Origin of the sequence: Leptospira wolffii serovar Khorat str. Khorat-H2 (assembly GCF_000306115.2) — a bacterium.
In the GTDB taxonomy this organism is placed as follows: Bacteria; Spirochaetota; Leptospiria; order Leptospirales; family Leptospiraceae; genus Leptospira_B; species Leptospira_B wolffii.
This window is the reverse complement of the sequence record NZ_AKWX02000020.1, coordinates 174,870-192,931: the sequence shown is the minus strand read 5'-3', so window position 1 is coordinate 192,931 and position 18,062 is coordinate 174,870. Positions and strand designations below refer to the sequence as shown.

The window sequence follows — 18,062 nt, the reverse complement described above, 5'->3', positions numbered from 1 at the left end:
GGGAAAGATCGATTTAGGGAATTGTTCTAGGGGATTCGATTATTCTTCTTCGGCGGTAAAGGAGAATGCAAGGCTCGTGATCAACGTTAGAATCGTTTGGTAGAATACCCAAAGCCAAACGATCTTAACCGGAAAGGCTCCCGTAAATTGGGAGATTGCTAGGGCGGGAGCGGCATAGGCGGCTACGGAGAAGAGCATTCCTACGAGTAAACCTCCGATGATCCCGTAAGGGAGGGAAGGTCTTGCTAAAGAGACGATGACCCCTAAGAAAAATACCTGCAATAGGTCCGCAACGATCGGTCCAACCCAAACGATTTGAGATACTGGCACGAAGAAGGATTTTAAGTTAGGATCATAATAGAAAACGGAGAATAATAAGGTGCGAAGAGTGACCGAAGCGATTTCCCAGATCCCGAGAGCTACGAAAAATCTGAGTAAAAACTGATTCCAATCTTTTGCCGTGCGTAAACCCATTCGCATCTCCCGTATAAATGAAAAAAGCCCGGGGTTGCCGGGCTTTCCATTCTTTTTTTGCGGAAAGAACTTATTTTCCTACTACGAATACGTAGTTGGTGGTGGCCGATCCTCCGATATTGAGCATCAGTCCGTTTTTGGCTCCTTCTACTTGGTAGTCGCCGGCAGTTCCGGTAACTTGTTTGTAGATATCGAGCATCATACGAACTCCGGAAGCTCCTACCGGGTGTCCTGCTCCGATTAGACCGCCGGACGGATTGATAGGCTTTTTACCGTCGAAGTCGATGACTCCGTCTTCGATCGCCTCGTGTTCCTTGCCCGGTTGGGTGATTCCGAAAGCGGAGATCGCCGCATATTCGGAAGACGTGAAACAGTCGTGAGTTTCGAAAACGTCGATGTCCTTGGTGTTCAATCCGGAACGATCGTAAGCGTCTTTCACGGTTTGTCTGGTCCAAGGAAGCACCCATTTGTCTCCTTTGGATTCGGCAACTTTTCCGTCGAAAGTGATAGGAGCGACTCTATGACCCCATCCCTTGATTTTAGGATAAGCGGAAAGTTTGGTTCCTTTCTTCTTTGCGAATTCTTCCGCGTAGTTTTTGTTCGCGAGAACGACTAAGGCCGCTCCGTCGGTTACTTGGGAACAGTCGGTGATCGCCAAGCGTCCGCCTACGGCCATATTGAAGGAACCGCCTCTTTCGTTAGCGTGTTCTTTGTTCATGAACCAGGAACGGGTTTGAGCCTTGGGATTGCGTTTTGCGTTGGCGTAATTGATACGGGAAATTTCCGCAAGAGCCGCCATGTAACGTTTCTCATCCAATTTATAACGTTCTAATAGAACGTCCGCCAGCTTTCCGAAAAGTTTAGGGAAAGGGAATTGGATCCCGCGAGCTTCTTTTTCGTAATAAGCGGCTGTTCCTAGGAAGTCCCCACCTACGGAAGAAGAAACCGTTTTCATAATTTCCATTCCTACTACGATAGCTACGTCGTAGTCTTTCGCACGAAGTTTTGTTTGAGCCGCGTCCAGAGCTACGGAACCGGAAGCGCAAGCCGCTTCGTAACGAGCTCCGGGAACTCCGAAGAAGCAAGGATCCACTTCGGTTAAGAATGCACCTAGGTGACCTTGGACGGCGTATTGCTCCGCGTCGAAGTTTCCGACGAATACTCCGATACGATTCTGCTTATTCAATTTTTTGATTTCATCGGGAGTCAGGCCGACTTTTTCGAGTCCGTCCCTTACGGCTTCCCGGAACAAGGACATGAAGGTTTTTCCTTCTTTGGTCCAGTTACGTTGAAAGTCCGTTTGTTCTCCGCCGAGTACGTAAACCGCGTCTTTCATATAGTTTTGCCTCCCTTATTATCCTTTGAAAAGAGAACGAGCGTCCAGAATATCCTTCAATTGGTAGAAGGGTTTTCCGGCCTTCGCCTTTGCCAGAACTTCCGGAACCGGAAGTTTCGCCTTAGTGATTAGACTGACGGCCTCTTTAGGTCCGCCTAAGAAGTCCACGAATGCGGAAGCGGGAGCCCAGTTGAATCCGGTTCCCATAGCGAGGTCCGCCATTTCTTTCGTTTCTACCACTTCGCCTACGATGGAAAGAGAATAGCTTACGTAACGAGCGATGAAGTAACGAGCCAGATCCGCTTCCAGACCTTTCGCTTCCTTAACGATGTTCATCGCGCCGAAATAATCCGCCTCTCCGATTCTGCGATTCGCTTCCTTGATGAAAGGAATATCGAATTTAGGAACGGGAACATAAAGATCCGCTTTGATATCGTAATACAGCTTTTCTTTCTTTCCGTCCGGAGTCTTAGTCATCTTGAAAAGACCTTGGCCGGATTTTCTTCCCAAGTCTCCTCTATCGATGAGCTTTTGGAAATAACCGGGAAGTTTGAAAGTGGAATGCGCAGCGTCTTTAGTCATGTCGTAAAGATTGTCTACGATCGCCTTATGAACATCCAGACCCACGAAGTCCGCAGTGTCCAGAGGCGCCATCGCTCTTCCGGTGTAACCGCTCATGATCGCGTCGAGTAGGGCGATCCCGCCTTTGTCGGAATATTCTTCCGCTTTTTGAGCCACTTCGTTGATGAGCTGGAATCCGATTCTGTTTCCCGCAAAAGCAGGAGTATCGTTGGTATAAACAACGGCGCGACCTAGGGTCTTGGCCAGATATTCTCCCAGCTTTTTAGTGACTTTCTTGTCGTTACCGGCATGGGTCACGAGTTCGCAGAGAATCATCTTATACGGAGGATTGAAAAAGTGGGTTCCGTAATAATGCTTTTTACCGTCTTCGTCGAAAGCGTCCGCTAAACGAGCGATGGAAAGTCCGGAAGAAACCGTGGATACGATGGTGCCAGGTCTACGAGCTTTTGCGATTCTCTTATTGATCGGTTCTTTTACTTCGTAGCTTTCTGCCACGAGCTCGAAAACCCAGTCGGATTCGGAGACCGCTTTTTCCAGATCCTGGTCATAGGACCCTGGAATTAATCTAGGACGAATCGTGTCCGTTTTAATGGAACCGACCGCCTTTTCGATCCCTTCCTTCGCTTTGTTTACATCCCGGGCCAACATATGCACTTTTGCCTTTCCAAATGCGGCTACGATTGCTGCTGATCCGGCGCCCATGGTACCGTTTGCACCAAGCACGGTTACGGTTTTGATTTCCCTCATGAAATTATACCAACGTCTAGGTTTTTGTAGAGTTAATCCTTGTTTAAAACAGGCTTTTTAGAGGGAAAGGCTTTTTTCTTCTCCGAAATGCCTGCCTTGGGCTCTGTGTATCAGACTTAGTAGAACGGACGTTACGTTCGAAATAAATTAGAAAGGTCAAAAAAATCGATTTTTCTACCTAATTTAGAAGCGGAGAAGAATCTTCCGACGTGAATCGAGACATGCGGACCGCCGAACGGAGCTCAGCGGAAGGGCAAAGAAGCATATGAATCGGGGGAGGCGATTCGATATCTGAGGAGAATTTACCGTTCTAAAGCGCAGGAGAGAAGGTCTCGGGAAACGAATTATCATTCCTTAAAGAAGGTTTTTCCCGCTTGCTATGTATATGAGATCGATGAAGATCTTCCGATAATTTACAATAATAAACGAAGAGATTTGCGTAAGTTTTGGAGGGCGTTCTATGTCGGTGGAGAAAAGCCTAATCGATATACTCTGGGTCTTGGTTTGTTCCGGATTGGTTTTGATCATGCAGGGAGGGTTCCTGGTTTTGGAATCGGGACTGACCCGGGCGAAAAATTCCATCAATGTGGCGATCAAGAACGTTGCCGACTTCGGAGTAGCGACTCTTCTCTTCTATACCTTCGGGTTCGGACTCATGTTCGGGATGAGTTGGAACGGAATTATCGGGACCAATTTATTTTCTCCCGATTTTCCCGCCGGTAATGCTTGGCCTCCCACATTCTTCTTATTCCAATTGGTGTTCTGCGGAACTTCGGCTACCATCGTTTCCGGAGCCGTAGCGGAAAGATTGAAGTTCCAATCTTATCTGATAGCCACAGCCTTGATTTCAGGAATCATTTACCCGATCGCAGGACATTGGTGCTGGGGAGGAAGTCTGAGTGAGGAGCAACACGGTTGGCTTGCGATGAAGGGCTTCCACGATTTTGCGGGCTCGACCCTAGTGCATAGCGTGGGAGGTTGGGTTTCTCTGGCTCTTCTCATAGTCGTAGGTCCTAGAATCGGAAGATTTCCCGAAAACGAAAGTCCTAAGCAGGTGACTGGAAGCAATCTTCCCATGGCGATGTTAGGAGGGATACTCTTATGGTTCGGTTGGATGGGATTCAACGGAGGGAGTACATTAGGATTCAATGAAAAAGTTCCGGGTATTATCCTAAATACCATCATCTCCTCGGGCTTCTCCATGACGGTCGCCATGCTCATCGCATGGGTGGTGAAAGGATTTCCGGAAGCCACCGCTCCTTTGAACGGTTCCTTAGCGGGACTAGTAGCGATCACCGCGGGAGCGGATTGTTTTACTCCTACTCAGGCCGCTTTGATCGGAAGTATCGCCGGCTCGTTCGTTCTTCCTGCTGAAAAACTTCTCGAAAGATGGAAAATAGACGACGCTGTCGGAGCAATTCCAGTGCATCTTGTAGGAGGAATTTGGGGAACGGTAGCGGTAGGACTCTTCGGAAATCTTCAGCTTATAGATCCCAAAATAGATCGACTCACTTTATTGGGAATCCAGTTCTTGGGAATTTTCTCCGTGGGGGCTTTTGCTTTCGGTCTTTCCTGGCTGGTATTCTACTTATTAAATCGGTTTTCTTCGCTCAGGGTGGACGGAGAAGAAGAGCGTATGGGTTTGAACATTTCCGAGCATAAGGCCACCACGGAACTCATCGATTTATTTTTGGCGATGGATTACCAAAGGAAGACGGGAGATTTGCGGACGGACGTTCCGGTGGAGCCTTTCACGGAAGTGGGGCAGATCGCGGAACGTTACAATTTGGTATTGGATAAGGTGCGTACTACATTATCGGAGAATGAGAAGGCTAGGACGGAGATTGCCGAGGCCTACGATCGGGTGAGAATCGAGCAGGACAAGGCCGAGAAACTTCTTTTGAACGTATTACCGGAGAGTATAGCTCAGGAATTGAAATCCAAATCGAGTAGCAGCGCTCTCATCGCGGATAGTTACCCGAATGTGTCCATTCTATTCGCGGATATCGTGGAATTCACTCGTCTTTCGGCCTCCATGAAGCCCGAGTCTGTGGTAAGAATTCTGAACGAAGTCTTTTCGCATTTCGATACCTTGGCCGAGAAATACAGTTTGGAGAAGATTAAGACCATCGGAGACGCTTATATGGCGGTGGGAGGCTTACCGATACCCAATGAGGCTCATCCATTGCTAGTAGCACATATGGCATGGGAGATGAAGGAGATTCTTTCCCGTTTTCGACTTAAGAAAATGGGTACCAAATTGCGTATGAGGATAGGCATCAATACCGGTCCGGTGGTTGCGGGAGTCATCGGGACTAAGAAATTCATCTACGATATCTGGGGAGATGCCGTGAATCTCGCCAGTAGAATGGAATCCCACGGAGTCGCGGGCGAAATTCAAGTCACAGAATCGACTGCGGATCTAATCCGTTCCGATTTTGCTCTAACTGAGAGGGGAAAGATCGAAGTAAAAGGGAAAGGACTAGTGAAAACGTACTTAATCAGCCATCGATTGAGAACTCCGGAGGAGAGTCTTCCCGGTTTCGGGTACTCGTTGAGTGCGAGTTAGTGTAATCGATGTTTCGTTACGAATGGTTTAGCATGCTTTAAAGAAAGAAAATGAAAAAAGGTTTTACTCTTTTTGGTCGAAGTCTTACGAGTGGAAATTTACTCTAGGAATAACGGAAAGATTTCCCCCCAGATACAAGGAGTATCTACCATGGTAGCTAAGAAGAAAGCAAAGAAGAAAGCCGCACCTAAGAAGAAAGCGGCGAAAAAGAAAGTAGCTAAGAAAAAGCTCGTCAAGGCCCCCAAAAAGAAAGCAGCTAAGAAAAAAGTTGCTAAAAAGCCGGTAAAGAAAGCGGTTAAGAAGCCAGCTTCTAAACCGGTAGTACGTCCTGCAGCTCCGGTTGCAACTCCCGAGCCTACGCCTGCTCCTAGCCTGTTTCCTTCCGGAGGATTCGGCGGTTCGAGCGAAGGAGACAGCAACAACTAAGTTGCCGTCTTTTCGGAAGAATCTCGTCCCGCTCCCCATAGGGAGCGGGATATTCGTCCTCATTCTCCTCAACTTTTTCCTTTTTCCCTTAAATTCCCAATCTCAGCCGGTTTACGCCAAAGTCCTTTGTTTGCAGTCCTCGGAAGGATGCGTATGCAATTCTTCCTCGGCAAGCGAATCGTTTCGGATCTTTCACGGAGAATCCGTAATTTTGGAAGAATATCCAACGGAAGCCGAGCTCTGGAAAATCAGACATTCCCGCGGGCTCTGCCATTATCCTAAGAAGAATCTGAAGGCCTTGGCGTACCAACATGGATTTCGGCCTATGCAGACCGCAAGAGACCATTCTCCCAAGGCTTTGCGATTTCTATTACAGGAAGAAGATCTAAGAGGATTGGATTCTCATGCGAGCATAAGTCTCGGTGCCTATTATCCTACCTTTTATCATTTAGCTTTGGAAGAGGCTTTTCCAGGTACTGAAATCGCGGTCCTTTCTCCTTCTGGCAAGGAGATCGGCCGAGCCTCTGCGAGCTTCCTCGAGCAAGTGCGATGGGAGGGGAGCGGAATCGCGAAAGACGGAAAGAAATACCATTTTGCAGGAGATGGTCGCTACGAGTTGTACGACCTGGAATGGGGTTGGGGAGCGGGACACGGCTACCAGGTCTATCCGTATCGAACCTTAGCGGTCGGCTTTAAAGACTTCTGCGGAAAATTAGGATCTAAGATAACGGGCTGCAATAAATCAAAGGTCATCGGGGCGTTAGCCTATCTTCCGGGAATCCGGGAGAAAAAAATCAGAATGCCCGACGGAAGTTACCATGACGGCTATTTTTGCTTAAACGATACCGGGTCGCCCCAGTACATCCGGGACGATAGAATGGATATCTTCGTGGGGATCCACGGAGGGGGTAGCCCTTATCAACCCAAAGAACTCTCCCGGAATTTGTTTTTAGATGCAGGTATCCAGCCTTTGGTCCCCTCCGACTGGAGATTGTATTATTCGGAAAAAGAAAGGTTTTGGTGCCCCAAGGAAAAGATTCCCGCAAACCCGTTCTCTCCCAAGGAAGAAGAATGTAAGCTGGATTACCATGCGGTGGCTCCGCAGAAGGGATTGGAAGTCCGAATCTTTTTCCGCAACGACGGAAGCCTGGTGCGTTGCAAGCCTTGAGCTTCCCATATTTCCGTTTACATGAACGCCTAATTACGGCTCTGCTTTCTTTCTCCGGATTGTTTTAGACAGATTCGTCTAAACTATGGATTATGGAGAGAGTGGCGGCGTCAAAAACGGTTCGATTGACCGACAAGGAATTTAGCAGGATTTCCAAAGCTTTGGCCGAGCCTAGGCGAGTGGAGATCCTAAAGCAAATCGGTGCTTCCAAGGAACCGACCGCTTGCAGCTGTCTCAACGAATTACACAAAATCAGCCCCGCAACGTTATCACACCATATCAAGGAACTGGAGAATGCCGGTTTAGTCGAAATCACAAGGGACGGAAAATTCATGAATCTATCCATGAACAGACCGGTGTTCGATGCATACTTGGAAAGACTTTCTCAAATTTGATTCCTAGACTGAAGTATATTCTCTTTTTATTATTTTTATAACTATCGAAATATTCATTTCAAAAGCAAATCTACCTGAACATATCATTTCGATAATTGTCTAACTATGGAATAAAGCGATATTCGTTTAGGAGAAAACAATGAGTCAATTGAAAGGAAAGGTCGCGGTCGTAACCGGCGCCTCGAAGGGGATTGGTGCTGGCATTGCCAGGAGTTTCGGAGCGGCGGGGGCCTCCGTCGTAGTGAATTATTCCTCCAGCAAAGAAGGGGCCGATAAGGTGGTCCAGGAAATCGCAAGAGAGGGAGGAAAGGCTATCGCAGTGCAGGGTGATATGTCCAAATCCTCCGATGTAAAAAGATTATTTGAGGAAACGAAGAAAGTCTTCGGTTCGGTAAATATTCTAGTGAATAACGCCGGGGTCTTTCAATTCGCCCCTTTGGAAGAAGTGACCGAAGAAGAATTTCACAGAGAGATGAATACTAACGTACTCGGTCCGATTCTCGCGACTAGGGAATCTCTTAAGTATTTTCCCCCGGAAGGAGGTTCCGTTATTAATATCGGATCGATCATTAGTGATATTCCCACTCCTAACGGTTCAGTTTACGCGTCTACGAAAGGAGCCTTGGATTCCTTATCTCAGGTTCTCGCATTGGAACTTAGCCCAAGAAAGATCAGAGTGAACACGATCGCACCCGGCCCGGTCGATACCGAAGGAGCTCAGAGTCTGGGAATCATAGGAAGCGATTTCGAAAAGCTTATGATTTCCAAAACTCCTTTGGGACGAATAGGGCGTCCGGACGATGTGGCTAAGGTCGCTTTATTCCTGGCTTCGGAAGAATCGGCTTGGTTAACGGGAGAAAAAATCTCCGTTTCCGGAGGATATCGTTAAAAAGAAAAGAATAAGCTGAGCGGCAAGGATTGAAGCGTGGTCCATTTATTCCATAAGTATAATGTTCTCTAAGCCTATAGGGGAATAAATGGACCGGAGCGGAAAGCCCGGTCCTGAGACCTGAGTCCTTTAGCTTGTCGAAGGATGAAAGGATCGAAGGAGGCGCCCCTAAGGAAAATCGATTTGATTTCCTATTTCCTAAAAGGATTTTATGCTAAACTATACCCGGATTTCTATTTGCCTACCATACTCTCCCATCCCGCCGTTCCGTTCTCCCTTTTTTCCATATTCGGTAGGAAGAGAATCCCGATCTCGCTTTTACTTTTCGGAATCTTATTCTCCGTTTTGCCCGATTTTGACGTTATAGCCTTCAAATTAGGAATTCCTTATGAAAGCGATTGGGGGCATAGGGGATTTACGCATTCCATTATGTTCGGGGCGCTTCTTTCCTTATTTGCCGTCCTTGCAAAGAGGTTCTTTCAAGCGCCCGGCTTGGCGATCTTTCTATTCCTATTCGTTTCGATTTTATCTCACGGACTTTTGGACGCTATGACGACAGGAGGTTTAGGAGTAGGATTTTGGATTCCTTGGGACTCGGAAAGAATCTTCTTTGCTCATCGTCCGATTCGGGTTTCTCCTATCGGTTTAAAGAATTTTCTAACCGAAAGAGGTCGGATCGTTTTACGATCGGAATTGCTGTGGATCTGGTTGCCTGCGGCTGGAATTATTTTTTTAAGCATTCTAGTTCGATGGATAAGTAGGAATAGGAAAGCATGATTCGAGTTCAAGGTCGAGAAACACTTTCCAATGCTCCGATAGGCTTTATCGTTTCGTAAGTGTTGCCGTAAGAACCGAAAAGAACGGGTAGATCCGTGGCATTCTTCAATCTCTCTAAAAAATCCGAATCGGAAAGAATCGGATTTTTCTCGTAAACGGGGATCGCTTGTCGTAAAAATTCCGTTCTTTGCATTTGCTTCTGCAAATCCCCCCTTCTTTCGGGGGAAATAGCGACTATCTTGCTTGGATCGCCCTCTTCCATTCGTAAAAAGGAAAATTCTCTTCCCATTCTATCGGATTCATAGGCGCGATTCCATCGTAGGGAGTTTCCTTTCGAAAAAACGTCCAAATGACTGACGAGAAGTCCTTTGATATTTCCTGCACAAGACAACGCATAACGTATAAGAACTTCATCCGGATGGCCGAAGCGAAATTCTCCCTGCCATCCTTCGCTTAAATTATGTATTTCGGAAAAACGCAAATCAGGATCGTAAGAAGGAAGAGGTCCTTCTCCATGTCGGGTGGTATAAGTTCTAAGAACCCCAAAATGTGAGATCGATTCGGGAAGTTCCCATTCTTCGGACAATCTATCCAAAGCGTCAGCGTGAGTGCTACTCCAGGTTGTATGAGGATGAAAACCGAAGTATTCGTCCAATAGAATTCCTTGAGCGCCTTCAAAAACGGTTCTTTGGGAAGAATGAAGTTTTTTACGGATTCTTTCCTCGTCGGAGGGTATAATTTTCCTTGTAAGCGGGGAAATAGAGTGCAGCCAATCTTTGGCCAGGCCTGAATCTTGTAGGATTCGCAATTCGATTCGGACGGCTTCTTCGTTTTTGGATTCTATTTCCGAAAATTCGGAGAGTAGTTTGATCCGAATCTCTTCCGCTTTTTCCAAACTATTATTTAAAAAGTTCAAATCATTATAATATAATGTGGAATCCGGATGAGCTAGGAAATACCGCACTGTTTCTCCGATTCCTACTCCGCAAGTTCCGTGCCTGTTCTCTTTTTGGAGGAGCTCCCTCAATCGTCCTGCGGCCTGGTGGAAAGGAGTCACAATTCTACACCGGGAATCGATATTCAGACGGTCCAGCGCATCGTTTACTCCCTTGCGTTTTAAAAACTCCGCCTCGACTAGCAGACCTCCTGGATGCACTAATACAGGACTTGCCAGTATGGTTTCCACACCGGAGACGAAGGTTCCCGCTCCGAATTGGGAAAAAGTATGATGTCGTCCATCGGGGAGAACTACGTTATGACCCGCTTGCGCTCCCCCATTAAAGCGAACGATCGTATCCGCATTCCAGTTGCGAGTTAGGAAATCCGTGAATAATCCTTTCCCGCAATCTCCGAATCCGAGGCCTAGAATCGAAACGAATCTGGGCGCCCTCATTTTAGAATCAGTCAAAAATCTTTCGCCACCAGCTAGGTTTTACGGAGCCGGCATTCGTGGATTTTACGTTAAGCTGATTTAAGACTCCTTTATCCAACAGATCGGAATAGGGTTGGATGGCTCTTGCAACGGCCGCCGCTCTCGTTTTGCTCAAACCGTCTTTCTGTAGGATCTTTACGGTCTCATCGACATTGGGGATGGCTTTTTCCGTTATGCCTACTATGGCGGCAGCCACTGCGCAGGTGTCTTCCGGAGATTCCATGCATATGACCTGGTCTCCGAGAAGTTTACGCCAACTTTCTTCGCAGTACTGCCTTCTTTGCAAGTCCGGTATCAGGAAGAATAGATGGTACGTTTCGGCGGCGACCGCGATGACCTCTTCGATAGGAAGATCTTCGTCCAATTGGTCGCCGATCAGGCTTCCTACCTGGTGTCTGGAGATCGTAGAATACGGCAATTCGTCTCCCGTAAGAAAGAGATATCCCTTTTTCTTACGTTTGTTCCAACAATCCATATCGGTGTGCTGGGCCAATAGATAGAAAGCCAGTTCGTAACTTTCTTCTCCACTTCCTCCTCCTCCTCCTTCCAAAAAGGTTCGAGTCAACCATTGGTCCATCAGTTCCGCGGTGGATTCGAACTGGCCCACTTGCAAGGGAGCCGTATCCGAATTCGCATCCCCAATCGCCATGAAAAGCAATTGCGGATCGGCGATCCCGCAGGAAGTCAAAAGTTTCATGAATGTAGGAAGTTCTTTTCTGGCGATCAGATCCGGAATCTCTCCCATGGATCCGGTTACGTCCAGAGCGAAGACTATGCTTAAGGAATTCGGATGCTCCTTACTATCTCTGGATTCCCTGACTTTCAATCCTTTCGGATTCATGAGAGCATGCACTCCGGTTTGGGTAAAGACCTCGTTTGCGGATCTATGCGCTCTTCCGGCTACCAAGGCCGCATGAGCCGCGTGCGAATAATTTCCGTATCCCATAATATTCTCCTTTGGGTTTACTTAGAATTCGGATAGAAGGGTATGAATTGCGGGGGACCGAAGACCTGTTCTGCCACGGCTCTCAATTCTTCGTCGATGCCGATCGCTCCCATTTTTTCGCACCAAGATTCGTCTTCCGAGGCTCGATCGATTAAAGAGAGAAGGGGAGCGGGAACGTTCGAATTCTTTTTGTCCGAATGATCCGGATCCGAAAGTAGAGCTTTTATACTGTGAGCCGCTTGTCGGAGATCTTTTCCTTTTTGGGAGGATTTCCCGGCTTTTCTCCAGCCGATTAAAAGAATTCCATGATCTCTGGGTTGGATCAATAAATGGTCCGGATTCACGGATCCGTGAATCCAGCCTTGCTCGTGGACATAGCCCAGAGTATCCAGGATTCTTCTCCAAATCCAGACGCTATGCCTAGGGTCGATTCCATTTTTCTGATGTTCTATCACATCGGATAAACTACCCCAGTATCCGGATTTCGCTCTGAAAACGATCGCTTCTCTTTGATTCCACTCTGGATTTTCAAGTCTTCCGCAGCAAATCGATTCCGGCAATCTTTGGCTAAAATATGCGGAGGTTGGAGTATTCATTTTTTGTAAACTACGTAAGATTCCGTCTTCTTTTTCGGCGATTCCTTCGCTTTTAGAATCTCTGCTTAGTTTGATGATCACTCTTTCCGGAGCGAGGCCCAATCTTTCGCCGAAAAAAACGTCGGCTCGTTCTCCTCCGCCGAGCGGAGCTAAGATTCTAAATTTGATCTTTCCGATAACCAATAGATCCGGAATCGAATCCAGAAATTCCTGATAAGATTTCCAAGACTCGTGAAAATGTTCCGCTTGCACGGCATCGGTACTTTTAGTTACCTTTACTCCGCAAAAAGGGCAGGCCACGAATCTCCATCGAGCCTGCTTCGGAAGTGCACCCCCGCATTGGGGACAGATTAGCGCCGTCATTTCCACGGTGGACATGGGTCTTCGATTCTTATTGAACGACTAGGATATCGATTTTTCCCTTCTTATTATATTTTACGAAGGCTTTTCCTTTTTCATAATAGTCGTGGTAATCGCCTTGCTTCCTGAATTTCGAACCCAGAAGTTTTTCGGCATTGGCCTTAGGAGTTCCTACAGTCACTCCTTGTCCTAGTCCAGGGCTATTATCTCCCACCACGTTTACCTGCACTACGGTTCCCATATCCAGGATAAAGGCGGTCTCCTTGGAATCGTATTCGAAATATTCCAGACCGCTCTTCTTATCCGTTTTGATCCGGGTAGGTTTTCCCCAATTTTTGAGTAGATCTTCGAGTTTGTCTCCCGGACCGACTCCTCCGATTTTGAAGGAGGCGACATTTGCCGGTTGCTGGTTAAAAGGCGTAAGATCGATGCTTTGCAGTTTGGCTAAAACCTTGGCCCAGCCCGATGTGGAATCGTAATTGCTCAGATAGTAATTCGCAAGGCCTTTGGATTTAGGATCCAAGGAAGCGTAAGATTCCAAGAGCGCAAGATTCAGGATAGGAGTGAAGTTCTCGTAGATATAATCCGGATCCAACTGTTGTTTCTGAGCGGTGGAGTTTCCGATCGTTTTCAGATACTGTGCGATTTGCGGATTGCTTCCGCTTTGAGCGGCGAGGTTTCGGATCTTTTGATCGATCGAAAGAGCGAGTCGATTGAACAACTCTTTGGCTTCTTCCTTCTTATCAGTCCAATATAGAACGACTCCCAGGTTATTAGCAAGAGAAACAGTTCCTTCCGCTTCGAAGGCTTTGGTAGCTACGCTAACCGCCACATCCAAATCTTTTTCCTCGGCGGAATAGGAGAGTAGAACCGCATAATTGGAGAGAAAGTAAGGATCGTCCGTTTTCACAATCACGTCTCTGTAGGATTGAAGCGCCTTATTGTACGCCGCCTCGTTTCCGGGAACGATTCTCATGACAGCTCGTTTACTTTTATCCGCAGGGAAAACCATGGTATCTCGGAACGAAGGCATATCTAGGACCGGTTTTAATTTTAATTCTTCGTTGGAAGCGGTGGCCATCCAGATCTTATGCAAGCAGACTGCAAGTGCCTTGCTTAAGTAAGTATTACCTGGGAACTTTTGTAGTCCTTCTTCTAGATTGCTTTTCGCGGAGTCCAGATTTCTACCCAATTGTATATCGTCGAAACTCTTCTCCATTTTAGCTAGGAAAGAATACAAATCCTGTTTGTCCGTTTTCAATCTGGACAAACGATCGTTGGGAGAAGGGTGGCTGGAGAAATATGTGGATCCGATCAGCTCGGGTCTTGTTTTGTCTGCCTTGGACGCAGCCAAAGATTCCTTATAGGACTGCTCCACCTCGTTTAATGCCTGTAAGGTGACTAGCATGAAATCTCCACCGTATCCCGCTTTATCCAATAGAAAGAGTCCGGTCTGATCCGCATCCAATTCCTGTTCTTGGGAGAATCGATTGCTTTCCAAAAAGGCTTTTCCCGCAGTTTCGTCCTTAAGCGCGTAGAATTTCTTCACACTATTAAAGACATGCTTGTTGTAAAAGTGGGCCAGCTCGTGGGAGAGAACTCCTGCGATATATCTTTCCCTGTAGAAATCCATTTTTTGAGCGGCGTCCGCTTCTCTTTGGGAAATGATCTGGTCCAGAGAATCCAAGGCTCCGGAATGGATGCAGAATTGTCCCCCTGCCATTGCGAAAGCGTTAAAAGAAGGATCCTTTACGATTTTATAAATTATCGGAAAGGGAGGATTTCCGGAATTTTGCGATAGTTTGGAGAAAGCCTTATCGATCGGTTTCTTCCAGCCTTTATGATCGGGTAAAACGGTCTTGGTTTTGATCAGGTTTGCGAATTGGATGTTGCTCTGCCTGACGAGCTGAGCGTATAATTCCGAGTCGAATTCTCCCGGTTTGCTTTGGGCAGAAACGGAATATGCGGAGAATGCGGTTAAGATAGACGCGAGAAATAGCGAAATTGACTTATTCTTTAACTGGATCAAACGGTCCGACATGGGAAGACCTCCGGGTTGAAAAAAGTATTCTTTAGGGAACGACTGTCAACTATGAAAGGCGGAAAAAAGAAAGTTCTTTCCGCCTGTCCATAAATTATATCCCGTTCGAAATACGTTCGGACACCGCGTCGAAAAATCGGAAGAGTTTTCTTTAGGAGATCGAGTGGTCTACTAAGATAAGAATGTTGACTAAAAACAAGTGGAGAATGCTGAAAAAGAAGAATCCTCTGGCGAACTTGGGCTCCGGTCTTTGGAATAACTTTACGGAAAGATAAAGTATTGATAGACTTAACACTACGGAAGAGATCATATACAGCCAGCCCATGGAAGGCTCCGCCCAATAGAATGCGATCACCGAGCCGACGTACAAAATCGTGTAAAAAAGAATGGAACGTCCCGTTTCTTTTACTCCCTTGACTACCGGTAACATAGGGAAATTTGCGTCGCTATAATCTTCTTTTAAGAAAATTGCGAGAGCCCAGAAGTGAGCCGGAGTCCAGAGAAAGATCATCAGAAATAGAATCCAAGCCGGAAGAGGGAGAGAATTACAAGCCGCCGCATAGCCGATCAAAGGGCCTACGCAACCGGCGACTCCGCCTATTACGATATTCTGATGTGTCCTAGGTTTCAAAAGAATGGTATAAAGAAAAACGTAAGCGAGTAAAGCCGCAAACGCGCAGATCGCGGTGAGCAGATTTGCAAAGTAATATAGGATTCCGAAGGCGAGAAGGGTCATCGCGAATCCCACTACTAGAGCGGAGCCGATTCCGATTCTCCCCGCCGGAATAGGACGGTTAGCGGTCCTTTTCATTTTAGCGTCCCGATCTTTTTCCAAAACCTGGTTGAAGATAAAGGAAGCGGAAGACATGAGAAAGGTTCCGAACAAAGTCATTATTACTAGGAGTCTACTCGGGGAGCTTGCGGAACCTAGATACATTCCTGGGATAGCGGTGGCTAAAACCAAGGAACTCACTCTTGGCTTGATCATTTGATTCCAGTCAGAAAGGAATTCTCTCATTTTAAACTTCCTTTTCCTTGTCGAGCTCCGAGGCTCTTTGTATCCAGATCGCATAAGTGGAGAGAAAGAGTAGCACAGCCATTCCGGTATGAGCCGCAGTCACGAGCTTAGGCAATTTTGCATATACGTTCAATACTCCTAAGCCGATTTGCATGAGTAAAAGAACGATTGCGATGCGAACGTAATTCTTTGTCTTATCGGAAAATCCTTTTAAGACTCCGTAAAGATTCACGATCAAAAGATAAAATGTTACTAGATAGGCGCCGAGACGGTGCTGAACTTGGATTTGGATTTTAGGCTCGGGATAAGAAGGAAGCCACTCTCCGTTGCAAGTGGGAAATTCCAAACAAGCCAATCCTGCATAATTGGAACTGACTCTCCCTCCCAGGATGATTTGGAAGAATACCAACAAAACCGCTATTAGTAAAGGGATTTGAGAGGTTTGCAAAAGCGATTTAGCAGAAAGAAAACCGTCTCCGCCTTGCGAATCTAAAAGATGCTTGGCCTTCAGAGTTGCCGTAACGATACAAAGAAGGAATAAAATCGCATTCAAAAGATGTAAATTTACCGTAGCAGCGTCCAGAGACCAAAGTACGGTGAGTCCTCCCAAGATCGCTTGGGAGACGATCAGAAGAATTCCTGCCAGGAAGTAGCCTATGAAAGGTCTTCTCAATTCCGGAACGATGACCGTCCATACGGTTCCGGCGAGCAGAATGATACCTAAGGTCATGGAATAGTATCTATGCCCTACTTCCATGAAGATTTTGAAATCGAAATCGGGAAAAACTTTGCCGAAGCAGAAAGGCCAGTCTGGACAAGCTAATCCTGAATCAGTAGCTCTCACCAGCGGACCGTAGAGCAGATTGAGGAAAATCAAAACCGAATAAACGATCAGAAAATAGACGAACTTACGGAAATGTGGATAGGACGTTGCGGCCATTCTTTGTTTTTCTCGAAAAACTCGAGTCTCGTTACCATACTTGAGCGGGACGGATTTGGGGCAAGAGATTTGGCAAAGGAAGGAGAAGGAGAATTTCCTCTGAGACTGATTCTCATAAGAAGAGCCTGCCGTAAAGAGAAGGAACTTTCCTTTTTGGATCGGAATCCAAGGTTGGATTCTTCCTTTTTATGTCGAGTTGGGGAGAAGAAATCCTGCAAAGACAAAAACGCTTCCAAAAAAAGGATAGGTCTTCGACATTGGTAGGTGCTTTCGCTTTCAATGTAGCGAATCGTTTTTTTCTTAATCTTTGAGGAGCCGATTTCCATGAGCCAGAACGACCATTACAACAAGGCAGGTTTTTGGACATTCGTGGTCGTTTTGACCGCTAACATTCTCTATTTTGTATATCTTACCGCCGTCCACCACGGTGTAGAAGACTACAATAAAGTATCCCCTTCCAGCACTTCCGCTCCGGCGAAGTAAGAGGAACTCGCAAGGGATAAGGACTTGGTCTCTCGCATTCACCCGCAGCAACGGATTCGATTCGCTGCGGTTTTTGTAATATTCTTCTCGCATCTTTCCCTTTTTGCCTTCGATACAGAGAGAGAGCTTCCCGCTCATGCCGTTCCTCCCGAGTTGGAAGGAGTTGGACTCGAAGAAAAATTAGGAAATTCTATCGATCTGAATCTCTCTTTCATCGACGAAGAAGGACGCTCTGTTCGATTAGGGGATTACCTAAAAGACGGAAAGCCCCTTCTTCTCACTTTAGTTTACTATCGCTGTCCCACTCTTTGTAATCTCTATTTGAACGAAATTTCCAACGCTTTAAAAGAGTTAAGTTGGCAAGTAGGGAAAGAATTCCGTTATGTTGCCGTAAGTTTCGATCCTAAAGAAGGTTCAGAGTTAGCTAAACAAAAGAAGGCGGCTTACTTGAAAGATTACGGAAGAGGAGACGGATCCGGCTGGAGTTTTTTGACCGGAAAGGATCCTGAGATCAAGGCCCTCTCTTCCAGCCTGGGATTTACTTATAAATGGAATCCGTATAACGACCAATGGGTGCATGTTTCCGTGGCGTATGTAATTACACCGGAAGGAAAGATCTCTCGCTATCTAAAAGGAATTCCGGTGGAAGAAAGGACTCTTCGTTTGTCTCTTGTCGAGGCGGCGGACGGTAAAATCGGGGATTTGACGGATCGTGTCGCCCTTTTTTGCTTCCAATTTGATCCATCCAAAAATAGGTATACATTATACGCGTTCAATATCATGCGAATCGGCGCATTTCTAACTGTTGCCGTCCTCGCGGTGTTCTTATTCCGCTTTTGGAAGAAACAAAACTCGTCTAGTACAGCATAAATATAAGGTAGGA

General features: G+C 46.6%; 17 protein-coding genes. 8 read left to right on the top strand and 9 right to left on the bottom strand.

What is annotated here, in order from left to right; genetic code table 11:
- Nucleotides 1-39 precede the first annotated feature (39 nt).
- The 3 genes from LEP1GSC061_RS14165 to LEP1GSC061_RS14155 form a co-directional block, all read right to left on the bottom strand.
- Nucleotides 40-474 (bottom strand): hypothetical protein, encoded by a 435-nt coding sequence (locus LEP1GSC061_RS14165; RefSeq protein ID WP_016546506.1) that lies wholly within the window; start codon nucleotides 472-474, stop codon nucleotides 40-42.
- Nucleotides 475-544: 70 nt separating this feature from the next.
- Nucleotides 545-1,810: an acetyl-CoA acetyltransferase gene (locus LEP1GSC061_RS14160; protein WP_016546279.1), complete on the bottom strand. Its 1,266-nt coding sequence runs from the start codon at nucleotides 1,808-1,810 to the stop codon at nucleotides 545-547.
- An 18-nt stretch (nucleotides 1,811-1,828) separates the two neighbouring features.
- Complete coding sequence (locus LEP1GSC061_RS14155) at nucleotides 1,829-3,139, bottom strand: 3-hydroxyacyl-CoA dehydrogenase family protein (RefSeq protein WP_016546273.1); 1,311 nt, start codon at nucleotides 3,137-3,139, stop codon at nucleotides 1,829-1,831.
- Between the two features lie 460 nt (nucleotides 3,140-3,599).
- Between LEP1GSC061_RS14155 and amt the strand changes: the two genes are divergently transcribed.
- From amt to LEP1GSC061_RS14125, 6 genes are all read left to right on the top strand, one after another.
- Nucleotides 3,600-5,708: an ammonium transporter gene (amt, locus tag LEP1GSC061_RS14150; protein WP_016546102.1), complete on the top strand. Its 2,109-nt coding sequence runs from the start codon at nucleotides 3,600-3,602 to the stop codon at nucleotides 5,706-5,708.
- Between the two features lie 150 nt (nucleotides 5,709-5,858).
- Nucleotides 5,859-6,134, top strand: coding sequence for a hypothetical protein (locus tag LEP1GSC061_RS21710; protein WP_016545966.1), 276 nt, complete (start codon nucleotides 5,859-5,861; stop codon nucleotides 6,132-6,134).
- A 1-nt stretch (nucleotide 6,135) separates the two neighbouring features.
- On the top strand, nucleotides 6,136-7,302 hold the full coding sequence (locus LEP1GSC061_RS14140) for an RlpA-like double-psi beta-barrel domain-containing protein (RefSeq protein ID WP_016546306.1): 1,167 nt from the start codon (nucleotides 6,136-6,138) through the stop codon (nucleotides 7,300-7,302).
- A 92-nt stretch (nucleotides 7,303-7,394) separates the two neighbouring features.
- Complete coding sequence (locus LEP1GSC061_RS14135) at nucleotides 7,395-7,697, top strand: ArsR/SmtB family transcription factor (protein WP_016546691.1); 303 nt, start codon at nucleotides 7,395-7,397, stop codon at nucleotides 7,695-7,697.
- Nucleotides 7,698-7,836: 139 nt separating this feature from the next.
- On the top strand, nucleotides 7,837-8,586 hold the full coding sequence (locus LEP1GSC061_RS14130) for an SDR family NAD(P)-dependent oxidoreductase (RefSeq protein ID WP_016546805.1): 750 nt from the start codon (nucleotides 7,837-7,839) through the stop codon (nucleotides 8,584-8,586).
- A gap of 237 nt (nucleotides 8,587-8,823) precedes the next feature.
- On the top strand, nucleotides 8,824-9,363 hold the full coding sequence (locus tag LEP1GSC061_RS14125) for a metal-dependent hydrolase (RefSeq protein ID WP_040509191.1): 540 nt from the start codon (nucleotides 8,824-8,826) through the stop codon (nucleotides 9,361-9,363).
- 7 nt (nucleotides 9,364-9,370) lie between these two features.
- Here the strand turns inward: LEP1GSC061_RS14125 and LEP1GSC061_RS14120 are convergent, their stop codons facing one another.
- From LEP1GSC061_RS14120 to LEP1GSC061_RS14095, 6 genes are all read right to left on the bottom strand, one after another.
- Nucleotides 9,371-10,771 (bottom strand): adenylosuccinate synthetase, encoded by a 1,401-nt coding sequence (locus LEP1GSC061_RS14120; RefSeq protein WP_016546737.1) that lies wholly within the window; start codon nucleotides 10,769-10,771, stop codon nucleotides 9,371-9,373.
- Nucleotides 10,764-11,741 carry a hypothetical protein gene (locus LEP1GSC061_RS14115; RefSeq protein ID WP_016546803.1) on the bottom strand — a complete coding sequence of 326 codons (978 nt, stop codon included), beginning with the start codon at nucleotides 11,739-11,741 and terminating at the stop codon, nucleotides 10,764-10,766. Before LEP1GSC061_RS14115 ends, LEP1GSC061_RS14120 begins: the two co-directional genes overlap by 8 nt.
- Nucleotides 11,742-11,758: 17 nt before the next feature.
- Nucleotides 11,759-12,715, bottom strand: coding sequence for a serine/threonine protein kinase (locus LEP1GSC061_RS14110; RefSeq protein WP_016546501.1), 957 nt, complete (start codon nucleotides 12,713-12,715; stop codon nucleotides 11,759-11,761).
- Between the two features lie 13 nt (nucleotides 12,716-12,728).
- Nucleotides 12,729-14,738, bottom strand: coding sequence for a M48 family metallopeptidase (locus LEP1GSC061_RS14105; protein WP_016546604.1), 2,010 nt, complete (start codon nucleotides 14,736-14,738; stop codon nucleotides 12,729-12,731).
- Nucleotides 14,739-14,889: 151 nt separating this feature from the next.
- A complete protein-coding gene (gene cyoE / locus LEP1GSC061_RS14100; RefSeq protein ID WP_040508886.1) occupies nucleotides 14,890-15,756 on the bottom strand; it encodes a heme o synthase in 867 nt (288 codons plus the stop codon).
- A 1-nt stretch (nucleotide 15,757) separates the two neighbouring features.
- Nucleotides 15,758-16,696: a COX15/CtaA family protein gene (locus LEP1GSC061_RS14095; RefSeq protein WP_016546529.1), complete on the bottom strand. Its 939-nt coding sequence runs from the start codon at nucleotides 16,694-16,696 to the stop codon at nucleotides 15,758-15,760.
- A 324-nt stretch (nucleotides 16,697-17,020) separates the two neighbouring features.
- Here LEP1GSC061_RS14095 and LEP1GSC061_RS21705 point away from each other — a divergent pair, with 324 nt between their 5' ends.
- Both LEP1GSC061_RS21705 and LEP1GSC061_RS14085 read left to right on the top strand, forming a co-directional pair.
- A complete protein-coding gene (locus LEP1GSC061_RS21705) occupies nucleotides 17,021-17,179 on the top strand; it encodes a hypothetical protein (RefSeq protein WP_016546344.1) in 159 nt (52 codons plus the stop codon).
- Between the two features lie 54 nt (nucleotides 17,180-17,233).
- Entirely contained in the window at nucleotides 17,234-18,049 is an 816-nt protein-coding gene (locus LEP1GSC061_RS14085; protein WP_040509187.1) for an SCO family protein, read from the top strand.
- Nucleotides 18,050-18,062: the final 13 nt, after the last annotated feature.